Origin of the sequence: Arthrobacter sp. USHLN218, from assembly GCF_037144715.1 — a bacterium.
GTDB lineage: Bacteria > Actinomycetota > Actinomycetes > Actinomycetales > Micrococcaceae > Crystallibacter.
The window spans coordinates 95273-114808 of sequence record NZ_JBBCYT010000007.1 but is presented as its reverse complement, the minus strand read 5'-3'; the positions used below and the strand labels follow the sequence as shown (position 1 = coordinate 114808).

17 protein-coding genes are annotated in these 19536 nt (G+C 70.7%); 8 read left to right on the top strand and 9 right to left on the bottom strand.

The window, feature by feature from the left end:
* Position 1: 1 nt before the first annotated feature.
* Both ftsY and WFH44_RS16185 read right to left on the bottom strand, forming a co-directional pair.
* The gene (gene ftsY / locus WFH44_RS16190) at positions 2-1213 is read right to left on the bottom strand and encodes a signal recognition particle-docking protein FtsY (protein WP_336714952.1); all 1212 of its coding nucleotides are present in this window, start codon (positions 1211-1213) and stop codon (positions 2-4) included.
* 211 nt (positions 1214-1424) lie between these two features.
* Positions 1425-1652 carry a hypothetical protein gene (locus WFH44_RS16185; RefSeq protein ID WP_336714951.1) on the bottom strand — a complete coding sequence of 76 codons (228 nt, stop codon included), beginning with the start codon at positions 1650-1652 and terminating at the stop codon, positions 1425-1427.
* A 135-nt stretch (positions 1653-1787) separates the two neighbouring features.
* Here WFH44_RS16185 and WFH44_RS16180 point away from each other — a divergent pair, with 135 nt between their 5' ends.
* Both WFH44_RS16180 and WFH44_RS16175 read left to right on the top strand, forming a co-directional pair.
* Positions 1788-3335, top strand: coding sequence for a CYTH and CHAD domain-containing protein (locus WFH44_RS16180; RefSeq protein WP_336714950.1), 1548 nt, complete (start codon positions 1788-1790; stop codon positions 3333-3335).
* A gap of 38 nt (positions 3336-3373) precedes the next feature.
* Positions 3374-4105 carry a glutamine amidotransferase gene (locus WFH44_RS16175; protein WP_336714949.1) on the top strand — a complete coding sequence of 244 codons (732 nt, stop codon included), beginning with the start codon at positions 3374-3376 and terminating at the stop codon, positions 4103-4105.
* A gap of 64 nt (positions 4106-4169) precedes the next feature.
* Here the strand turns inward: WFH44_RS16175 and smc are convergent, their stop codons facing one another.
* On the bottom strand, positions 4170-7808 hold the full coding sequence (gene smc, locus WFH44_RS16170) for a chromosome segregation protein SMC (RefSeq protein ID WP_336714948.1): 3639 nt from the start codon (positions 7806-7808) through the stop codon (positions 4170-4172).
* Between the two features lie 255 nt (positions 7809-8063).
* Here smc and WFH44_RS16165 point away from each other — a divergent pair, with 255 nt between their 5' ends.
* From WFH44_RS16165 to WFH44_RS16150, 4 genes are read left to right on the top strand one after another with little or no spacing between them, the layout of a single operon-like run.
* Positions 8064-9089, top strand: a complete 1026-nt coding sequence (locus WFH44_RS16165; RefSeq protein WP_336714947.1) for a 3-oxoacyl-ACP synthase III — start codon at positions 8064-8066, stop codon at positions 9087-9089.
* Entirely contained in the window at positions 9083-11764 is a 2682-nt protein-coding gene (locus tag WFH44_RS16160) for an alpha/beta fold hydrolase (RefSeq protein WP_336714946.1), read from the top strand. The genes WFH44_RS16165 and WFH44_RS16160 overlap by 7 nt, the downstream gene beginning before the upstream one ends.
* Positions 11761-12843 (top strand): NAD-dependent epimerase/dehydratase family protein, encoded by a 1083-nt coding sequence (locus WFH44_RS16155; RefSeq protein ID WP_336714945.1) that lies wholly within the window; start codon positions 11761-11763, stop codon positions 12841-12843. Before WFH44_RS16160 ends, WFH44_RS16155 begins: the two co-directional genes overlap by 4 nt.
* 11 nt (positions 12844-12854) lie before the next feature.
* Positions 12855-13670: a serine hydrolase domain-containing protein gene (locus tag WFH44_RS16150; protein ID WP_336714944.1), complete on the top strand. Its 816-nt coding sequence runs from the start codon at positions 12855-12857 to the stop codon at positions 13668-13670.
* 134 nt (positions 13671-13804) lie between these two features.
* Here WFH44_RS16150 and mutM read toward each other — a convergent pair whose 3' ends face one another.
* The 5 genes from mutM to coaD all read right to left on the bottom strand — a co-directional run bounded on the left by mutM (position 13805) and on the right by coaD (position 16882).
* On the bottom strand, positions 13805-14806 hold the full coding sequence (gene mutM / locus WFH44_RS16145) for a bifunctional DNA-formamidopyrimidine glycosylase/DNA-(apurinic or apyrimidinic site) lyase (protein WP_336714943.1): 1002 nt from the start codon (positions 14804-14806) through the stop codon (positions 13805-13807).
* On the bottom strand, positions 14799-15494 hold the full coding sequence (rnc, locus tag WFH44_RS16140) for a ribonuclease III (protein ID WP_336714942.1): 696 nt from the start codon (positions 15492-15494) through the stop codon (positions 14799-14801). The genes mutM and rnc overlap by 8 nt, the downstream gene beginning before the upstream one ends.
* Before the next feature lie 11 nt (positions 15495-15505).
* Positions 15506-15709, bottom strand: coding sequence for a 50S ribosomal protein L32 (gene rpmF, locus WFH44_RS16135; protein WP_055240805.1), 204 nt, complete (start codon positions 15707-15709; stop codon positions 15506-15508).
* A gap of 2 nt (positions 15710-15711) precedes the next feature.
* Complete coding sequence (locus tag WFH44_RS16130; RefSeq protein ID WP_336714941.1) at positions 15712-16287, bottom strand: YceD family protein; 576 nt, start codon at positions 16285-16287, stop codon at positions 15712-15714.
* 115 nt (positions 16288-16402) lie between these two features.
* Entirely contained in the window at positions 16403-16882 is a 480-nt protein-coding gene (coaD, locus tag WFH44_RS16125; protein WP_264796585.1) for a pantetheine-phosphate adenylyltransferase, read from the bottom strand.
* Between the two features lie 73 nt (positions 16883-16955).
* On the opposite strand from coaD, the gene WFH44_RS16120 reads away from it, so the two are divergent.
* Together WFH44_RS16120 and WFH44_RS16115 are read left to right on the top strand one after the other, a co-directional pair.
* Positions 16956-18197: an aminotransferase class I/II-fold pyridoxal phosphate-dependent enzyme gene (locus WFH44_RS16120; RefSeq protein ID WP_336714940.1), complete on the top strand. Its 1242-nt coding sequence runs from the start codon at positions 16956-16958 to the stop codon at positions 18195-18197.
* 3 nt (positions 18198-18200) lie between these two features.
* On the top strand, positions 18201-18968 hold the full coding sequence (locus tag WFH44_RS16115) for a spermidine synthase (RefSeq protein WP_336714939.1): 768 nt from the start codon (positions 18201-18203) through the stop codon (positions 18966-18968).
* On the opposite strand, the gene rsmD is transcribed toward WFH44_RS16115, so the two are convergent.
* The gene (gene rsmD, locus WFH44_RS16110) at positions 18949-19536 is read right to left on the bottom strand and encodes a 16S rRNA (guanine(966)-N(2))-methyltransferase RsmD (protein WP_336714938.1); all 588 of its coding nucleotides are present in this window, start codon (positions 19534-19536) and stop codon (positions 18949-18951) included. The two genes, WFH44_RS16115 and rsmD, sit on opposite strands and share 20 nt — an antisense overlap.

Below are 19536 nucleotides of genomic sequence, written 5' to 3'. Positions count from 1 at the left end.
GCTAGTTCAGCAGCGCATCGACGAAGCCATCGGCTTCGAACGGGGCCAGATCGTCCGCCCCTTCGCCGAGGCCGATGAGCTTCACCGGCACGCCGAGGCTGCGCTGGATCGCCACGACGATGCCGCCCTTGGCCGTGCCGTCCAGCTTGGTCAGCACGATGCCGGTGATGTTGACGACCTCGGAAAACACCTTGGCCTGGTTCAGCCCGTTCTGTCCGGTCGTTGCATCGAGGACCAGCAGCACCTCGTCCACGGTCGCCTGCTTCTCGATGACGCGCTTGACCTTGCCCAGCTCGTCCATCAGGCCGACCTTGTTCTGCAGGCGCCCGGCGGTGTCGACCATGACGACGTCGACTTCCTGGTCGATGCCCGCCTTCACCGCTTCGAAGGCGACGGACGCGGGATCGGCCCCGTCGACGTCGGACTTCACCGTGGGCACGCCCACCCGCTGGCCCCACGTGGCCAGCTGTTCCGCCGCGGCGGCGCGGAACGTGTCCGCGGCACCCAGCAGGACGTCCTTGTCTTCGGCCACCAGGACGCGGGCCAGCTTGCCCACCGTGGTGGTTTTTCCGACCCCGTTGACGCCCACCACCATGACGACGGCGGGGCGGTCCGAGTGGCGGTCAACGGCCAGCGAGCGGTCCATGCCCGGGTCGACGAGCTTGACCAGCTCCTCGCGCAGCATCGCCTTGACGTGCTCCGGGTCGCGGCTGCCCTCCACCTTGACCCGCTCGCGCAGCGCGTCGACCAGCTCCATGGTCGGCTCGGTACCGAGGTCCGCCATCAGCAGCGTCTCCTCGATCTCGTCCCAGACATCCTCGTCGATGTTGTCGCGCGAGAGCAGGGCGAGCAGGCCCTTGCCCAGCGCGTTGTTCGACTTGACGAGGCGGGCGCGCAGCCGGGCCAGCCGCCCCTGGACCGGAGCCGGGGTCTCGACCGCGACCGTTTCCAAGCCGGCCAGGTCATCGGCGACTTCGACGTCCGTCGCGCCTGATTCCCCGGACGGCACAGGCGGCACGGGACGCTCGGGCGGCGCCTCCAACACGTCGGTCCCGGCGGCCTGTCCGGCCGCGGGAGCCTGGTCATTGGCGTCCCGCGTGGTGGTGTAGGTGCCGGGCGGGGTCTTGCGGCCCTTCAGCAGGAGAATGGCAACAGTTCCGACGACGGCTATAGCGATGACAGCGTACAGAATGATGAGGGTTACGTCGTTCACAGACCCTAGCTTCTCACAGCGGCCCGGCCGGCGGACCTGCGTCCCCGACTCCCGCCGGCGGCCCGCGGCGAAGGGCCGGCGGATTATTCACGCGCTGTTCACGGCCCCCGGCTACAATGTGACGGAAGGCACCACAGCCTGATCCCTCGGAGCGTCGCATGGCCTTCAGCGGCCGGAGAACCGGTCTCGAGCGGGAGCCGCCCCCGCCGGCTCAATTTGCGTTCTGCCCGGCGCGGCGCTCCTCAGCCTTGGTCCGGATGAAGGACCGGGCCGCGTCGGATACCTCGAAATGGTCCTGGTCGGGCGCATCGCCGACCGACGCCCTGATGGCGTTGGCCACCGTGCGCGGCAGGATGACGGTACCCGGATTGTCCATGAGCCACTGCTGGGTGCCCGGGTCCAGCCGGCCCCACCACTGTTCGATGCGTGCAGCTTCCATAGCCGTCCCTCCATTGGTTGGCGTGCCTGCGACTCATGATGACTCAAGATACTGCGCGGATATGAACCCCGTGTTAACTCTTCCGGCCATTCTCCGGGCAGTCCGCCCGAATCCACAAGGGAACGGAGTCCTGACGTGACTACAGCCGATACCGACGCCGTGCAGGAGACGGTCGAGGTCGAACGGAAATACGACGTCGACGAGTCGCCGTCCCTGCCGCCGCTGCAGGATCTGCCCGGCGTACAGTCCGTGGACCAGCCCGTCGAGCACCAGCTGGAGGCAACCTACTTCGACACTGAGGACCTCACGCTGGCGGCCCACCGGATCACCCTGCGCCGCAGGACCGGCGGCGACGACGAGGGCTGGCACCTGAAGCTGCCAGCCGGAACGGACGCGCGGCGCGAGCTGCACGAACCGCTCGGCAAAGACCGGGAGAAGGTCCCGCTGCCGCTGCTGCGCCTGGTCCGTTCGCACGTCCGCGACCGTCCGCTTGCCGGGATCGCCCGGCTCCGGACCCGGCGCGTGGTGCATCGGCTGCGCGGCGCGGACGGCGTCCTCGCCGAGGTCGCCGACGACCACGTCGAGGCCGCGGCCCTTCCGCGCGCGGGCCGGTCCGAGGGTCCGGCCTCGGAACCCGTGTCGCGGTGGCGGGAGTGGGAGATCGAACTAGCCGACGGCCGGCGGGACCTGCTCGACGCCGCGGAGGAGCTGTTCCGTGCCGCCGGTGCGGAGCCTTCCGCGCACGCTTCGAAGCTGGCCAGAGCCTTGGGGCAGCAGCTGCCCCAAGCCGAGCCCGGCCCGCCGCCACAGCAGGACGCAACGGCCGCCGACGTCGTACTCGCCTACCTGCAGGCGCAGGCCACGGCGCTGAAGGAGCAGGATCCGCTGGTGCGGCAGGACGCACCGGACGCGATCCACCAGATGCGCGTGGCCACCCGCCGGCTGCGCTCCTCGCTGGCCACGCACCGCCGGCTCTTCGACCCCGATAGAACCGCCGCCCTGCGCGAGGAGCTCAAGCAGCTGGCCGGCCTGCTCGGCGAGGCCCGTGATGCCGAGGTCATGCATGAGCGGCTGCGCACCATGATCGGCGAAGAACCGCCGGACCTGGTGCTCGGCCCGGTCGCCCAGCGGATCGACGTCGACCTGGCCACCGCGTACAAATCGGCCCACGATAAGGTCCTCAAGGCGCTGGAGCAGAAGCGCTATTTCCGCCTGCTGGACAGCCTGGACGAGTTCCTCGCCGATCCGCCGCTGGCCGGGGAAGCGCAGGGGCCGGCCACGAAGGTCATCGCGAAGTCTGTCCGGCGTGACCTGAAACGGGTGCGCCGGGCCGTGAAAGAGGCTAAGCGGACGCGCGGCACCGACGCCGCCGACCCCGCGCTGCACGAGGCCCGCAAGACGGCCAAGAGGCTGCGCTACGCCTGCGAGGCCGCGGCACCCGTGGGCGGCAAGCGGGCCCTCAAACTGGAGGACAGCGCGCACGGCATCCAGCAGGTCCTGGGCGACCACCAGGACAGCTTCGTCGCCCGCCAATTGCTGCGGAAAGCCGGCGTGGAGGCCTTCGGGCAGCATGAAAACGGCTTCAGCTACGGCCGGCTGCACGCCCTCGAGGAGGCGAGGGCAGCCCGTTCGGAGAAGAAGTTCTGGCGCCGCTGGAAGGATTTCCCGGCCAAGTCATGGTGACCGCCGCGACGGTCCCCGCCGGTGGGTAGCATCGAGGCATGAAGCCCTTCCTGCTGCTGGCCACCCGCGCCCAGGACAAGGCGGCCGACGAGGAGTACGCCGCGTTCCTGCGCTTCGGGGGGCTCGAGCCGGGCCGGTTGCACCGCGTCCGGCTCGAGGCCGGCCCGCTGCCCGCCGTCGATTTCGCCCGCTACAGCGGCATCATCCTGGGCGGCAGCCCGTTCACGGCGAGCGACCCGCCGGAGAGCAAGTCGGGGGTGCAGCTGCGCGTCGAAGCGGAGCTGATGGACCTGGTCGAACGCGTGACCGCCGCCGACTTTCCCTTCCTCGGTGCCTGCTACGGCATTGGCACCCTGGGCCGGCTGCGCGGCGGCCAGGTGGACGGCCGGTTCGGCGAGCCGATCAGCGCCGTGGACGTGGAGCTCGCGGACGGTGCGGCTGCGGATCCGCTGCTGGCCGGCGTGCCGCAGCGGTTCAAGGCGTTCGCGGGCCACAAGGAGGCCTGCTCGGTCCTGCCCGCCGGCGCCGTTCGGCTGGCTGGTTCCGCGGCCTGCCCGGTGCACATGTTCCGGTTGGGCAGCAATGTCTATGCCACCCAGTTCCACCCGGAACTGGACGAGGACGGGCTGGTGACGCGCATCTCGGTCTACCGCCACGCCGGCTACTTCCCGCCGGACGAGGCCGATGAGGTCGTCGCCTCCGTCCGCGGCCACCAGGTTCATGCGCCGCAACTGATCCTGCGCAATTTCGTCCTGCACTACGGTTCCTGACTCCGCGGTCGACTCCTAGGAACCGCGGACGACGGCGTTCCCCGGCTCCGCTTCGGGTGTCCCGTTATGCCGGGGCAGCCAGCCGCTGCGAGATCACGGTGGACACGCCGTCGCCCCGCATGGTGACGCCGTACAGGGCATCCGCGACCTCCATCGTGCGCTTCTGGTGGGTGATGACGATGAGCTGGCTCGACTCGCGCAGTTCCTCGAAGATCGTGATCAGCCGCTGGAGGTTGGTGTCGTCCAGCGCGGCTTCCACCTCGTCCATCACGTAGAAGGGCGACGGCCGGGCCTTGAAGATCGCCACCAGCAGGGCCACCGCGGTGAGCGACCGTTCGCCGCCGGAGAGCAGGGAGAGCCGCTTGATCTTCTTGCCGGCCGGGCGGGCCTCGACCTCGATGCCGGTGGTGAGCATGTCCTGCGGATCCGTGAGCACCAGCCGGCCCTCGCCGCCGGGAAAGAGCCGGCCGAAGACGCGCTCGAACTGGGCGGCGGTGTCGGCGTACGCCTCGGTGAAGACCTGCTGGACCCGTTCGTCCACCTCTTTGATGATGTCCAGCAGGTCCTTCCGGCTGGCCTTGAGGTCTTCGAGCTGGCTGCTGAGGAACTGGTGGCGTTCCTCCAGGGCGGCGAATTCCTCCAGCGCCAGCGGATTGACCTTGCCGAGCGCCGACAGGTCCCGCTCCGCCTTCTTCAGCCGCTTCTCCTGTTCGGCGCGGACGAAGGGCATGCCTTCCACGACCGGGTTGCCGTCCTCGTCCACCTCCGCGCGCAGCTCGGCCCATTTGTCCGTCGAAGCCGCGGCCGCGACGGGCACGGGCCGGTGCGGCCCGTACTCCTCCACGAGATGGTCGGCGGTCATGCCGAGTTCCTCGACGGCACGGTTCTCCAGCGACTCGATCCGGAGCCGCTGCTGCGCCCTGGCCAGTTCATCCTTGTGCACGGAGTCCGTCAGGTCGCGCAGTTCCACGGCGAGCGCATCGGTGGAGCCGCGGACGGCGGACAGCTCCTGCTCCCATTCGGCGCGCACCTCCTCCGCGGCGTCGCGTTCCAGCCCCGCGGCCTGGACCGACACGTCCAGCCAGGCCAGCACCTGTTCCACGGCGGCGGCCACCGACGCGGCCTTGGCGGCCTGCAGTTGCCGGATGCGCGCGCGCTCCGCCGCCTGCGCCCGGGCGTGGCGCTCCGTGGCCGCGGCGCGCTCCAGCGAGGAAGCCCGGTTGCCCATGGCGTTCAGCTGCTCTTCCCCGGACCGCAGGGCCAGCCGCGCCTCCAGCTCGGCCTGCCGGGCCCGGGCCGCCGCGGCGGCCAAGGCGTCGCGGCGTTCGGTGGAGGGCTCCTCCTCGGCCGGCGCCTCCTGCGCCGCACCGAGCCGCTCGGTGACCTCGGCCAGCTTCTGCTGTTCGGCGTCGATGTTCGCCTCTGCGGCCTCCACGAGCCGGGCCAGGCGATCGCTTTCCCCGGTGGCCGAGCGCAGGGCGGAGCCCAGCTGGCCGAGCCGCTCCGCCACGGCGGCCAGCCGCGCGTCCGATTCGTGCAGCTGTTCCAGCGCCGTGTCGGCCCGGACGGCGGCCTCCGCTCGCCGGGCCTTGACGGCGGCGATCGCGAACTTGGCCCGCTCGGCCCTGGCCGTCGCCTCTTCAAGCTGCCGGCCGGTCTCCTCCACGGCGGCCTGCACCTCCAGCAGGCTGGGGCCGCCGGAGGACCCCCCGCGTGCCGCGTGCGCGCGGAACACGTCTCCTGCCCGCGTCACGGCCGTCAGTTCCGGCCGCGCCGAAAGTACGGCTGACGCCGCGTCCAGGTCCTCGACGACGACGACGCCGGACAGCAGCGCGGCCACGGCCGCCTCGACCGGTGCTTTGGCCCGGACCAGGCCAACGGCCGGCACCGCACCCGAGGGCACCGGCAGCTCCGCGGACGCCGGCTTTCCGCCTTCACGGCCGGCCGGCTCACTGCGTTGGGCATCCCCCGCAGCATCCGCATCGGCGGTCCCGCCTGCGACAACCAGGTCCACGGTGCCCGCATCCTGCGCCTTCATCAGCTCCACCGCCCGGATCGCCGCCGGAAGATCGGCCACGGCGATGGCCTCCGAAGCAGCCCCCAGGGCTGCCGCGACTGCGGCTTCGTAGCCTGGTTCCACGGTGATCAGGTCCGCCAGCGGTTCGAGTAGGCCGGGGTCGTCCGAGGCCAGCAGCGCCGAACGGCCGTCCCTGCGGTCGAGGCCGACCTCCAGCGCCTCCTTGCGCGCGGCCATCGCGTCCCGGGCACGCTCGGCTTCCCGCTCCTCGGCCGCCAGTGCCTCCAGTTCTGCGTCCAGACCGTCCACCACGGCAGCGGCGTCCTCATACTCGGCGTCCAGGCCTTCTTCGCCGGCCTCGGCACCGGCCACCTGCGATTCAAGGGCGCTGAACTCGGCCTGGGCCTTGCGCCGCCGCTCCTCCCCCTCGGCGATGGAGGCCCGCAGGCGGCCGAGCTCTGCCTCCGCCGCCTCCACGCGGGAGCGGGCCGCGCCGACCGCACCCGCGAGCTTGGCCAGCCCCTCCCGCCGGTCCGCCGCTGCGCGCAGGATCGCCGTCAGCCGGCGCTCCTCCGCGGCGGCCGCCTCTTCGGCGCCCGCCCGCGCTGCAACGGCATCGTCGAGGGCCATCCGGCGCTCTTCGAGCTCGAACTCGAGTTCTGCCTGCTCCTCGCGGACGGCGGCCGCCTGCTGCTCCAAATGTTCGGGATCCCGCCCCGGCTCCGGCCCGGTGTCCTCGCGGCCCAGCAGCCGGCGCCGCTCGTTGGCCAGGTTGCCCAGCGAGCGGAACCGTTCGCGGGTGGAGGAGAGCCGGTACCAGGCATCCCGGGCGGCGTTGACCCGCGGCGTCGCCTCCGCGGCGAGCCGCTCCAGTTCGGCCAGCCGGCGGCGCTTAGTCTCCAGGGCGCGCTCCACCTCGGCCTGCCGGGCCTTTGCCGCGGCCTCGTCCGCGACGTCCTGCTCCAGGGCATCGGTCAACTGGACCAGGTCGTCGGCCAGCAGCCGGGCCCGCGCGTCGCGGACTTCGAACTGGACCTGCTGAGCGCGGCGGGCCACGGCGGCCTGCTTGCCCAGCGGAGTCAGCTGGCGCCGGATCTCGCTGGTGAGGTCCGTGAGCCGGGTCAGGTTGGCCTGCATGGCCTCCAGCTTCCGGACCGTCTTCTCCTTGCGCCGGCGGTGCTTCAGGATGCCGGCGGCCTCCTCGACGAAGCCGCGCCGGTCCTCCGGCGTCGCGTGCAGGATGCGGTCCAGCTGGCCCTGCCCCACGATGACGTGCATCTCCCGGCCCAGCCCCGAATCGCTGAGCAGTTCCTGGATGTCCAGCAGCCGGCAGTTGCTGCCATTGATGGCGTACTCGGAGCCGCCGGCACGAAACAGCGTCCTCGAGATGGTGACTTCCGAATACTCGATCGGCAGGGCGCCGTCGGCATTGTCAATGGTCAGCGACACCTGGGCGCGGCCCAACGGCGCCCGGCCCGCCGTCCCGGCGAAGATGACATCCTCCATTTTTCCGCCGCGCAGGGTTTTCGCCCCCTGCTCGCCCATTACCCAGGCCAGGGCATCGACGACGTTGGACTTGCCCGAGCCATTGGGGCCCACTACCGCTGTGACGCCGGGCTCGAATTCGAACGTCGTGGCAGACGCAAATGATTTAAATCCGCGCACAGTCAGGGATTTCAGATGCAAATTGTGTCTCCCGCAGCACTCTTTCCTTGACACAATCTATCTTGTTTCCGCAGAGGGCCCGGGAACTTGGGCTGGTTGTCGCACAAATGCCCTACCGCAGTGGGCCACCGCAGTGGCACTGTGGATGACAAGGCCGTTTCCATATCCGCGCGGGCATATGCGGGAAAGAGGCCCTTGGGTGCATAGTTAAGGTTTCGGGGCTTCATCGGTGCTAGGACCGGCGGGGCGGGCAGACTCACGAATAAAGGCTGGATATTGAGCGGAAACGCGACGTTTCGACATGACAACACGGCGCTGCTGGCCGTCTCGAGCGTGGAGGCACCAATAGCCGTCAGTTCGGCCGAGTTCGATGAGCGGCTGGCCCCCAGCCTCAAGCGGCTGCGGCTTTCCACGCGGCTCCTCGAGCGCGTTGCCGGAGTCAGCGAACGCCGCTGGTGGGCCCCGGGAACGTCCTTCGACGACGGAGCGATCGAGGCGGGCGCCAAGGCCATGGCGGAAGCCGGCATTGAGCCCGGCCAGATCGGCCTGCTGATCAACACGTCCGTGACGCGCCGCAATCTCGAGCCTTCGGTCGCGGTCAAGATCCACCACGGGCTCGGCCTGCCGTCGTCGGCCATGAACTTCGACCTCGCGAACGCCTGCCTCGGCTTCGTCAACGGCATTACGCTGGCCGCCAACATGATCGATTCCGGCCAGATCAAGTACGCCCTCATCGTCGCCGGGGAAGACGCCCAGTACACCCAGGAGACCACCTTCCGGCGGCTGAACAGCCCCGATTCGACCCGCGAGGATTACCTGCGCGAATTCGCCACGCTGACCCTTGGCTCCGGCGCCGCGGCGGCCGTCATCGGCCCCGCTGAAGGCCACCCGGGATCGCACCGCATCCTCGGCGGCGTTTCCCGCGCCGGCACCGAGCACCACGCCCTGTGCGTCGGCGGCAACGACGGCATGTTCACGGACACCAAGGGCCTGCTCGACAACGGCCTCGAGCTGGTGCTCAACGCCTGGCATGAGGCCCACGACAGCGGCTGGGACTGGACGTCGATGGACCGCTACGTCACCCACCAGGTCTCCTCCTCCTACACCAACGCCATCATCAAGGCGGTCAACCTGGCCCGCGACCGGGTGCCGATCACCTTTCCGAAGTGGGGCAACGTCGGCCCCGCCTCGCTGCCGATGACCCTCGCCCAGGAGTCCCAGACCCTCCGCGCCGGCGACCGCGTGCTCTGCATGGGCGTCGGTTCGGGCTTGAACACCACGATGATGGAGATTGCGTGGTAGCAGAGCTCTGGCCCGGCGTACCGGCCGCCTGGTCCCGCCGTGTCCGGGTCCCGTCCACCTCGGCCGCGGATCCGGCCGGCACCGTCCACGCGTGGCACCTGCTCGACAACGGCGCCGAGCTGGCCGAGCGCGGCATCACACCCGAGGGGACGCTGCTGTGCGTCCACGGCAATCCAACCTGGTCCTATCTCTGGCGGACCGTAATCGCCGCCGCCGGGAAGCGGGACAAGCCGTGGCGGGTCATCGCCGTCGACCAGCTGGACATGGGCTTCTCCCGGCGGACCGGCCGCTTCCGCCGCCTCGCGGACCGCATCACGGACTTGGGCGACCTGACCGCGGAACTCGGCCTGGAAGGTCCGGTGGTCACGGTCGGCCACGACTGGGGCGGCCTCATCTCGCTCGGCTGGGCGCTGCGGCACCGCGACCAGCTGGCCGCCGTGGTCCTGACCAACACGGCCGTGCACCCGGGCGGCTTCGAGGTGCCGGCGGCCCTGCAGCTGGCGCTGCATCCGGCCGTCCACCAATGGGGAACGACGACGTCGGCGGCCTTCCTGCGCGTGACCCACGCCCTGGCGCAGCCAGCCCTGGACAAGGGCGTCCGGAGGGCCTTCATGGCTCCGTACCTGAACCCCGCCCGCCGCCAGGGCGTCGGCAATTTCGTCGCCGATATCCCCGCCGACCCGTCCGCGCCCAGCTGGCCCGCCCTGGCCGAAGTCTCTGAAGGCATCCGCGGGCTGGACGTCCCGGCGCTGATCCTCTGGGGCCCCAAGGACCCGGTGTTCTCCGACCGCTACCTCCGCGACCTGATGGAGCGGATGCCGCACGCCGCCGTGCACCGCTTCGAGGGCGCCAGCCACCTGCTGCCCGAAGACCGGGACATCGCGGAGCCGGTCTTCGGCTGGCTCGAAGGCACCGTGGTTCCAGCCCGCTCCGGCTCCGCGTCCGAAGCGGACAGCCCCGCCGACCGTCGCCGCGGAGTCCACGCCGCGGCGCGGACCGCGGCAGCCGGCCCCGAAGAGCCCTACCGCCCGATGCTCGCCGAACTCGACGAGCGCCGCACGGACCGCTCCCCCGCCGTCGTCGACATGGCCCCGCTGCAGGCTCCGGACGCGGGCCCGCGCACCCTCTCCTGGTCCGAGCTGGCCGGGCAGGTGGACCTGCTCGCCCGGGGCCTGCAGGCCCACGGCGTCCGGCCCGGCGACCGGATCAGCCTGCTCGTCCCCCCGGGGATCGAGCTGACGTCGCTCATCTACGCCTGCCTCCGGATCGGTGCCGTCGTGGTGGTAGCGGACGCCGGCCTGGGCACCAGCGGCCTCAGCCGCGCCATCAAGGGCGCGGGTCCTGCCTTCCTCATCGGCATCGAGCGGGCCCTGGCGGGTGCCCGCCTGCTCAACTGGCCCGGCCGGCGCATCAGCGTCGCGGAGCTGTCCCCGGCCAAGCGGCGGCTGTACAAGGTCGGGGCCACGCTGGTCGAGCTGCTGGCCGCGGGTGCCTCCGCAGGCAGCCCGGCCGCGGCGGACGAAAAGCCGGCGCCGGACGACGATGCGGCCGTCCTGTTCACCTCCGGGTCCACCGGCCCCGCCAAGGGCGTGGTCTACACGCACCGGCAGCTGGCGGCGATGCGGGATACCCTCAAGGACACCTACAAGCTGGAGGCCGGGACAGCCCTGGTCGCCGGCTTCGCACCGTTCGCCCTGCTCGGGCCTGCGCTGGGCGCTACCTCCGTCACTCCGGCCATGGACGTGACCGCACCGAAGACGCTGACTGCGGCCGCACTGGCCGACGCGGCGGCTGCGGTCCAGGCCACCGCCGTGTTCGCCTCGCCCGCCGCACTGGCCAACGTCCTGGCCACCGCGGACGGCCTGCGCCCGGAGCACCGCGCCGCGCTGGAGAAGGTGGAGCTGCTGCTCTCGGCCGGCGCCCCCATCCCGGAGCCCCTGCTGACCCGGGTGCAGCAGCTGGTCCCGGCGGCCTCGCTGCACACGCCGTACGGGATGACCGAGGCGCTGCCCGTCACGGACATCAGCCTGCCCGGTATCCGCGCGGCCGGTGCCGGCAACGGCGTTTGCGTCGGCACCCCGGTGGTCGGCGCGCGCGTGGCGATTGCCGGGTTGAACGCCCTGGGCGTCCCCGCGGACTCACCCTCCGCCGAACCGGGAACCACCGGCGAGATCCTGGTCAGCGCCCCGCACGTCAAGGACCGCTACGACCGCCTGTGGATCACCCAAGCCCACTCGGCCTCGGTGCCCGGGTGGCACCGCACAGGCGACGTCGGCCACCTCGACGCCGACGGCCGGCTCTGGGTCGAGGGCCGCCTCGCGCACGTTATCAGCGCGTCCGGCGGCGTCATCACTCCGGTCGCCGCGGAACAGGCAGCGGAAACGCACGACGGCGTGCGGCTGGCCGCCGTCGTCGGTGTGGGTCCCGCGGGCGCCCAGGTCCCCGTGGCCGTGGTCGAAACCGTGCCCAGGACGCGCAGGCCCGGCCCGGCCCCGCAGGAACTGACGCGGGAGGTCCGCTCCGCCGTGGCGCGGGCCACCGGCGTGGAGCTCGCCGCCGTGCTGGTGCTGCCGGAACTGCCCACCGACATCCGGCACAACTCGAAGATCGACCGGGCGAAGCTGGCCGCGTGGGCGTCCCGCGCCCTGGCCGGCGGCAGGATCTCCGCGCCATGAGCGGCGGCGCGGAAGGGATGGAGCGGCGCAGCGTCCTGGTTACCGGCGCCAGCGGCATGCTCGGCGGCGCCGTCGCCCGGTTGCTGCTGGACCAAGGCCACCGCGTCCGCACGTTCCAGCGCCGGCCGGCTGCCATATCCGGTCCCGCAGCGGGGACTGCGGGAGCCGGCGGTAGGGATGGGGCGGACGGTGCTCCCGCGGCCGAGCAGGTCCTCGGCTCGCTCGCCGATCCGGCCGCCGTCGCCCGCGCCGTCGAGGGCATGGACGCGGTGATCCACCTGGCCGCCAAGGTCTCCTTCACCGGCGAGTGGGACGAGTTCGTCGCGGTGAACGTCGAGGGCACCCGTACCCTGCTGGATCGTGCCCGGGCCGCGGGCGTCGCGGACCTCGTCTTCGTGTCCTCCCCCTCCGTGGCCCACTTCGGCGAGCCGATCGCCGGGGCCGGGGCGCCGGCGGCGGACCCGGAACGTGCCCGCGGCTTCTATGCCCGGTCCAAGGCCTCCGCCGAGCTGCTCGCCCTCGGCGCCGACGCCCCCGGCTTCCGGGTCGCGGCCATCCGACCGCACGTCGTCTGGGGCCCCGGTGACACGCAGCTCGTGGAACGCGTCCTCGAACGCGCCAAGGCCGGCCGGCTGCCGCTGCTGGACCACGGCGCGGCCCTGATCGACACCACGTACATCGACAACGCCGCCGAGGCGATCGTGCGCGCCCTGCACCGTATGGAGCACGCGCACGGGCAGGCCTTGGTAGTGACCAACGGGGAGCCGCGGACGGTCGGCGAGCTGCTGGCCGGCATCTGCGCGGCGGGCGGCGTCAAGCCTCCGGCCTGGCGCGTCCCCGGGCGGGTCGCCCGCGGCGCCGGGTCCGTGCTCGAGCGCGCCTGGCTGACCGCCGGCCGCCGCGGCCTGGTCCGGGATGAGCCGCCCATGACGCGGTTCCTGGCCGAACAGCTTTCCACATCGCATTGGTTCGACCAGCGCCGCACCCGCGAGGTGCTCGACTGGTCCCCCGCCGTCAGCATCGACGACGGCCTGCGCCGGCTTGCCGAACACTACAGCCGTCCCGGCCGGACGGCCTGAGGAGGATACGCATGGACAGCGTCACCCAGATCGACCAGTGGCCGGTGGCGAATGCCTCCACCGCCCTCGTAGGCAGGGACGGCACGGTGCTGGACGCGCACGGCAACCAGCACCGGCCCTACCGGCTGGCGTCCGTGACCAAGCTGCTCAGCGCCTACGCCGTGCTGGTCGCCATCGAGGAGGGCGCGCTCGAGCTGGACCAGCCGGCGGGTCCGGAGGGCTCGACCGTGCGCCACCTGCTGGCCCACTCCAGCGGCTACGACTTCGGCGACCGGACCGTCCGTTTTGCCCCCGGCAGCCGCCGGCTCTACTCGAACGCCGGCTTCGACGTGCTCGGCGAGACCCTCGAGCGGGCCGCCGGCATGACGTTCGCCGAATACCTGAGCGAAGGAGTCCTGCAGCCGCTGGGCATGGGCGCCACGGAGCTCAACGGCTCCCCCGCGGCCGGTGCAACGTCCACGGTGGCGGATCTGTCGATTTTCGCGGCGGAGCTGCAGCAGCCGAAACTGCTGGACCCGGCGACGCTCGCCGAGGCCACCACCGTCGTGTTCCCGGGGCTCGCGGGCGTCCTGCCCGGCTTCGGCCGCCAGCCGCACAACGACTGGGGCCTGGGCTTCGAGATCCGCAACGCCAAGGATCCGCACTGGACCGGCTCCGCTAGCTCGCCGGCGACGTTCGGGCACTTTGGCCAGTCCGGGACCTTCCTCTGGGTAGACCCGGAAGCCGGCGCCGCGTGCGTGGTGCTGACGGACCGGGATTTCGGGCCATGGGCCGCCGAGGCCTGGCCGGCATACACCGACGCGCTGCTCGCGGACCTCGCCGACTAAGACAACGACGGCGGCGCCGGGGTCCGGAACTTCCGGTCACCAGCGGCGGCTGCGCGGGCGGCCGGTGGGTCAAGGTGCGGGCGCCGGTCCGCCGGCGGCGGAGGAGGTACTTTGCGGCCGAGCCGGTCAGCAGGTCACCAGCGGCCGTTGCGCGGGCGGCGCTGGCACACCGGGCAGGTATAAGACGAGCGGTTCATGAAGGAGTCGCGGCGGATCCTGGTGTCCAGGCCCAGGCCGGCGCAGCGCTGGCAGGGCAGCCCCTCCCGCCCGTAGGCATTCAGGGACCGGGCGAAGTAGCCGGAGGCGCCGTTGACGTTGACGTAGAGCGAGTCGAAGCTGGTACCGCCGGCCTCCAGTGCCCGGTTCATCACGTCCCGTGTCGCCTCCACGAGCGCCAGGGCCTCCTTGCGGCGCAGCGTATCCGTGGGGCGGGCGAAATGGAGCTTGGCGGCCCACAGCGCCTCGTCGGCGTAGATGTTGCCGACGCCGGAAATCAGCCCCTGGTCCAGCAGCGCGCGCTTGATGCCCGTCTTGCGGGCCCGGAGCCGCCGGTAGAAATCGTCGAAGGAGAATGCCGGGTCCAGCGGGTCGCGGGCGATGTGGGCGGCCTCGACTGGGACCAGCGGCAGCGGGGTCTCCGCCAGCCCGCCGGGGTGGCCGTCCGCCGTGGGCACCAAGTCGGCCAGGAACATCCCGCCGAAGATCCGCTGGTCCACGAAGCGCAGTTCGGCCGGCATGGACCGGCCCTCGGCGTCCAGGGCCGGGCTCAGGCCCAGTCGGACCTTGAGGTGCTTTTCGTCCGGAGCGTCGGCGTCTTCGATCAGTAGCTGGCCGCTCATGCCCAGGTGGGCCATCAGCGCCAGCCGCGGCGCACCGCCGTCGTTATTGCCGTCCCTAACGTCCCCAACGGCCCCGCTGGTACCGCCGTCCGCGGACAGGGGCAGCCAGAGGAATTTGCCGCGCCGGACCGCGTCGACCACAGTGGCGCCTTCGAGATTGCCGCGCAGGTCCTCGGCGCCGAGGACGTGGCGGCGGACGGTGCGCTCGTCGAGGACCTCGGCCCGGACGATGGTGCGGCCGCGCACCCAGCGGGCGAGGCCGCGGCGGACGACCTCGACCTCGGGCAGTTCAGGCATCGGCGGTTTCGGCCGCCCGCAGCTGGCGCCAGGAAACGGCTGCGGCTTCCTGCTCCGCTTCCTTCTTGGAGTGCCCCGTGCCCTGCCCGTAGGCGGTGCCGCCGATGTGCAGGGTGGCCACGAAGGTACGGGCGTGGTCCGGGCCGGAACCCTGGACCATGTATTCCACGCCGCCCATCTTCCTGGCCGCGGCGAGCTCCTGGATGCTCGTCTTCCAGTCCGTGCCGGCGCCGAGGGCCTCGGCGTCCGCCAGCAGCGGGGAAATGAGCCGCATGACCATCTGCCGGGCCACCTCGATGCCGTTGGTGAGGTAGGTGGCCCCGATCAGCGCCTCGACGGTGTCGGCGAGGATCGAGGACTTGTCCGCTCCGTTGGTGAGTTTCTCGCCCTGGCCCAGCAGGATGTGCTGGCCGATGCCCAGCTCGCGGGCGATGCCGGCCAGTGCCCGGGTACTGACAACGGCGGAGCGCCGCTTGGCCAGGTCGCCTTCCGGCAATTCCGGGTTGTCGCGGTAGAGCGCGTCCGTCACGGAGAAGCCGAGGATCGAATCCCCCAGGAACTCCAGCCGCTCGTTGGTGGGCAGGCCGCCGTGCTCATAGGCGTAGGAACGATGCGTGAGGGCAAGACGAAGCGTCCCGGCGTCGATATCGACGCCGAGACGCTCCAAAAGCTCTTCAGTTGAAGGCATGCCGGACGTGATTAGACGTCGGCGACCTTGCGGCCCTTGTACTCAAGGAACAGCGCAGTACCGGCCGAATCGGTGACAACCTTGGCCTGGTGCGGCAGGCTGTAGGTCACGCGGCCGTTTTCGACGGTCTTGACCAGGTTGGGGGCGGTAGCCTTCCACTGGGAACGGCGTGCGCGCGTATTCGAGCGGGACATCTTCCGCTTGGGAACAGCCACGGCTAACTCTCTTCTCTCTCGTCTGACTCTGTACTTGTTGGTGCCTTGTCGGCAACCGTGCCGGCCAGCCCGGCGAGGGCTGCCCAGCGAGGATCCAAGACCTCATGGTGGTGACCCGGATCCTCTTCAAGGCGCATCCCGCATTCAGGGCACAAGCCTTGGCAGTCTTCCCGGCACACCGGCTGGAACGGCAGGGCTGTTACCACTGCGTCCCGCAACACCGGTTCGAGATCGATGGAATCGTGCTCAACCCGCCGCTGCTCTTCAGCCTCTTCATCATCCGGGCCCTGATCCTGAGAATCAAATCCCTCGAAGTAGAAGAGTTCCTGCACCCGAACGGCCTGCTCGTAGGCGATGGGATCCAGGCAGCGCCCGCATTCACCGGTGACGGTGACGCTGGCGGTGCCGGAGACCAAGACACCTTCGTGGACAGACTCGAGCCTGAGCTCCAGCTCCATGTCGGAGCCTTCCTCCACGCCAATGAGTGCCACACCGAAATCCTTCGGCGTTGGTACATGTTCATTCAGGGTCCGCATGCTGCCGGGGCTGCGCCCGACATCCTTGACTCCGATGATCAATCGTGAATTCTGATCATGATGCATGACCACGTTAATGCGAACTCCCTACTGAACATACGACCGACGAACCATCATAGCCTGAACTGCGGCGCAGTCCCAAATGGGCGCCGCACGCCTACTCGGCCTTCTCCTGGCGGATCCGCTCCAGCACCGCCTTCGGCACGAACTCGGAAATATCACCGCCGAGCGCGGCCACCTCCTTCAGCAGGGTCGAGGACAGGTGGGTGTAGCTGCTCTCGGCCGGCAGGAAGATGGTCTCGACGCCGGTGAGGTGGCGGTTCATGTGCGCCATCGGCAGTTCGTAGTGGTAGTCCTGCGTGGTGCGCAGGCCCTTGAGGATCACGTTCGCGCCGTGGCTGCGGCAGAACTCGGCCAGCAACCCCTCCCCCATGGGCTCGACCGTGACCCCCCGCAGGTAGGAGAGGGTCTGGGTCGCCATCTGGAGGCGGGTCTGCAGGTCGAAGCGGTACTTCTTCGCATAATTGGTCGAGACGGCGACGATGACCTCGTCGTACATGCTGGCGGCACGGGCGATGATCTCGACGTGTCCGTTGTGCAGGGGGTCATAGGATCCGGGGCAGACGGCGCGGCGCATATCTACGAATCTAGCCCATCCAACCGGCACGCTGCAGCATCTGCGGCCTATACCAGTGGTATTACTGGGAAGCATGAGCAGAACCGACAGGACTTTGGCCCAGGGACGGCCCGGCAGCACCGATGCACCCTGGCGGCGGGCGGCAGCCGGCGCCAACCTGCTGGGCGCCGACGGCCGCCTCGACGCGACGATCTTCGAAGAGATCACCACGCTGGCCGTCCATACCGGGGCCATCAACCTGGGGCAGGGCTTCCCTGATGAGGACGGCCCCCGGGTCATGGCCGAGGCGGCCCGCGACGCCATCGCCTCCGGCGCCAACCAGTACGCACCGGGCAAGGGCATCCCCGCGCTGCGCGAGGCCATCGCCGCCCATCAGCAGCGCTTCTACGGCCTGGACCTCGACCCCGACACCCAGGTGGTGGTGACCACCGGCGCCACGGAGGCGATCGCGGCGGCGCTGCTGGCGCTCACGGGTCCGGGCGATGAAGTCCTGACCTTCGAGCCCTTCTACGATTCCTACGGCGCGGTCATAGGGCTGAGCGGCGCCACCCACACCACCAGCCCGCTGGCCGCCCCGGACTTCCATCCGGACCTCGAGGCGCTGGAGGCCGCAGTCAGCGACCGCACGCGGGCCATCCTGGTCAACAACCCCCACAATCCGATGGGCAGTGTCTTCACGCGGGCGGAACTCACCCGGATCGTGGAGCTGGCGAACCGGCATGACGCCATCATCATCACGGACGAGGTCTACGAACACCTGACCTTCGGCGTCGAGCACATTCCGGTGGCCACCCTGCCCGGAGCCGCCGAACGCACCCTGACCATCTCCTCGGCGGGGAAGACCTTCTCCTTCACCGGCTGGAAGGTCGGCTGGGTCAGCGGCCCCGCCGAACTCGTGGCGGCCGTCCGGACGGTCAAGCAGTTCCTGAGCTATTCCTCCGGCACTCCGTTCCAGCCCGCGGTGGCGGCGGGCCTAGCCCTGGAACAGGAGTTCTTCAGCGGCATCTCCTCGAGCCTGCAGGCCAAGCGGGACATCCTCGCCGAGGGGCTGCGCGCCGCCGGCCTGGAGGTCTTCCTGCCGGAGGGCACCTACTTCATCAACGTGGACGCCGCGCCGCTGGGCGTCACGGACGCCACCGCCCTGGCCTACCGGCTGCCCGAACTGGTCGGCGTCGCCGCCATTCCGGTTCCGGTCTTCTGCCACCCGGAAGGAGCCGAACGCACAAAGTCGCTGCTGCGCTTCGCCTTCTGCAAGCGCGCGGAAGTTCTCGAGGAAGCAGCGTCCCGGCTCGCCGGCCTCCGGGAACGGCTCTAGCCGGTGGCCGGGCGCTTCCTGCGCGGCGCGGGCCTGCACGCGGAGATTTTTGCCGACGAACGGATTCCCGGCGGCTACATCCTGGCGATCGGCGGCGCCGAGCAGTCGCACGTGAACCTGAAGCACCCGCAGGAGGTCTTCTACGAATACCTGCGGCGGATCGCCAACGTCGCTGACCTCGCGGCGCCGGCGGGGGCGCCCGTGCGCTGCCTGCACCTGGGCGCCGGGGCGCTGACGCTGGCGCGCTACCTGCAGGCAACCAGGCCGGGTTCCGAACAGCACGCAGTGGAACTCGAACGCGAGCTGCTGGACTTCGTCGTCGACCAGTTGCCGCTGCCCGAGGGCACGGACCTGACCGTGTACATCGGCGACGCCCGGCACGAGGTGGCGTTCGGCGACGTCGATGGTCCCTTCGACCTGGTTGTCCTGGATGTCTTCGCGGGCGAGGATGCACCGGAGCACCTGACGACGGCGGATTTCTATGCCGAACTGCTGGAGCTGCTGTCTCCGCGGGGCGTGCTGCTGGTGAACATCGGCGACGACCCGCCGCTCGCCTTCGCCAAGCGCCAGCTCGGCGCGGTGCTCGAGTCCACGCCGCATGCCGCACTGCTGGCCGACGCCTCCATGTTCAGCTGCCGCCACCCCGGCAACGTGGTCGTCGCGGCGCGGCGCGAGCCCTGGCCGCAGGAGTGGACGGCGGCGCTGCTGGCCGCCGGGCCGCATCCGGCCGGCGTGCTGACCGGCGCCGAGCTCAGGAGCTTTGCGGGCTGAGCTCGGCCGGCTCCGCGAACCACAGCTGCGTTTCGCCGTACTTGCGGTCCGAGAAGCACTCCAGCCCGGCGGGCCACTGCGGCTGCGGCGAACGGGAGGAGCGTTCGACGACGACGACCGCGCCTTCCGCGAGCACCGGCACCAAGAGCCCGAGGACGTGGGCGAGCTTGTCGTCGGTGAGCGGGTAGGGCGGGTCCATCAGCACCAGGTTGTAGTGGCCGCCCGCGGGCAGCTTCGACAGGAATCCTTCGACCCCGGTGCGGTGCACCTGGACTACACGGCGCCGCAGCACGGTGTTGACCTGGTCCGCGTTGCGCCGGCACACCGACGCCGCCTTGTCCGCCTGCTCGACCAGCTCCACCCGTGCGGCGCCCCGGCTCGCGCATTCGACGCCGAGTGCCCCCGAGCCCGCATAGAGATCCAGCACGACCGCGTCGTGCAGGACGTCGTAGGCCTCCAGCCTGGAGAACAACGCCTCCTTCACGCGGTCCGTGGTCGGCCTGGTCGCGGAGCCCGGCACGTTCGCCAGCGCCAGCCCCCCGGCCGTGCCTGCAATGATCCGGCTCAT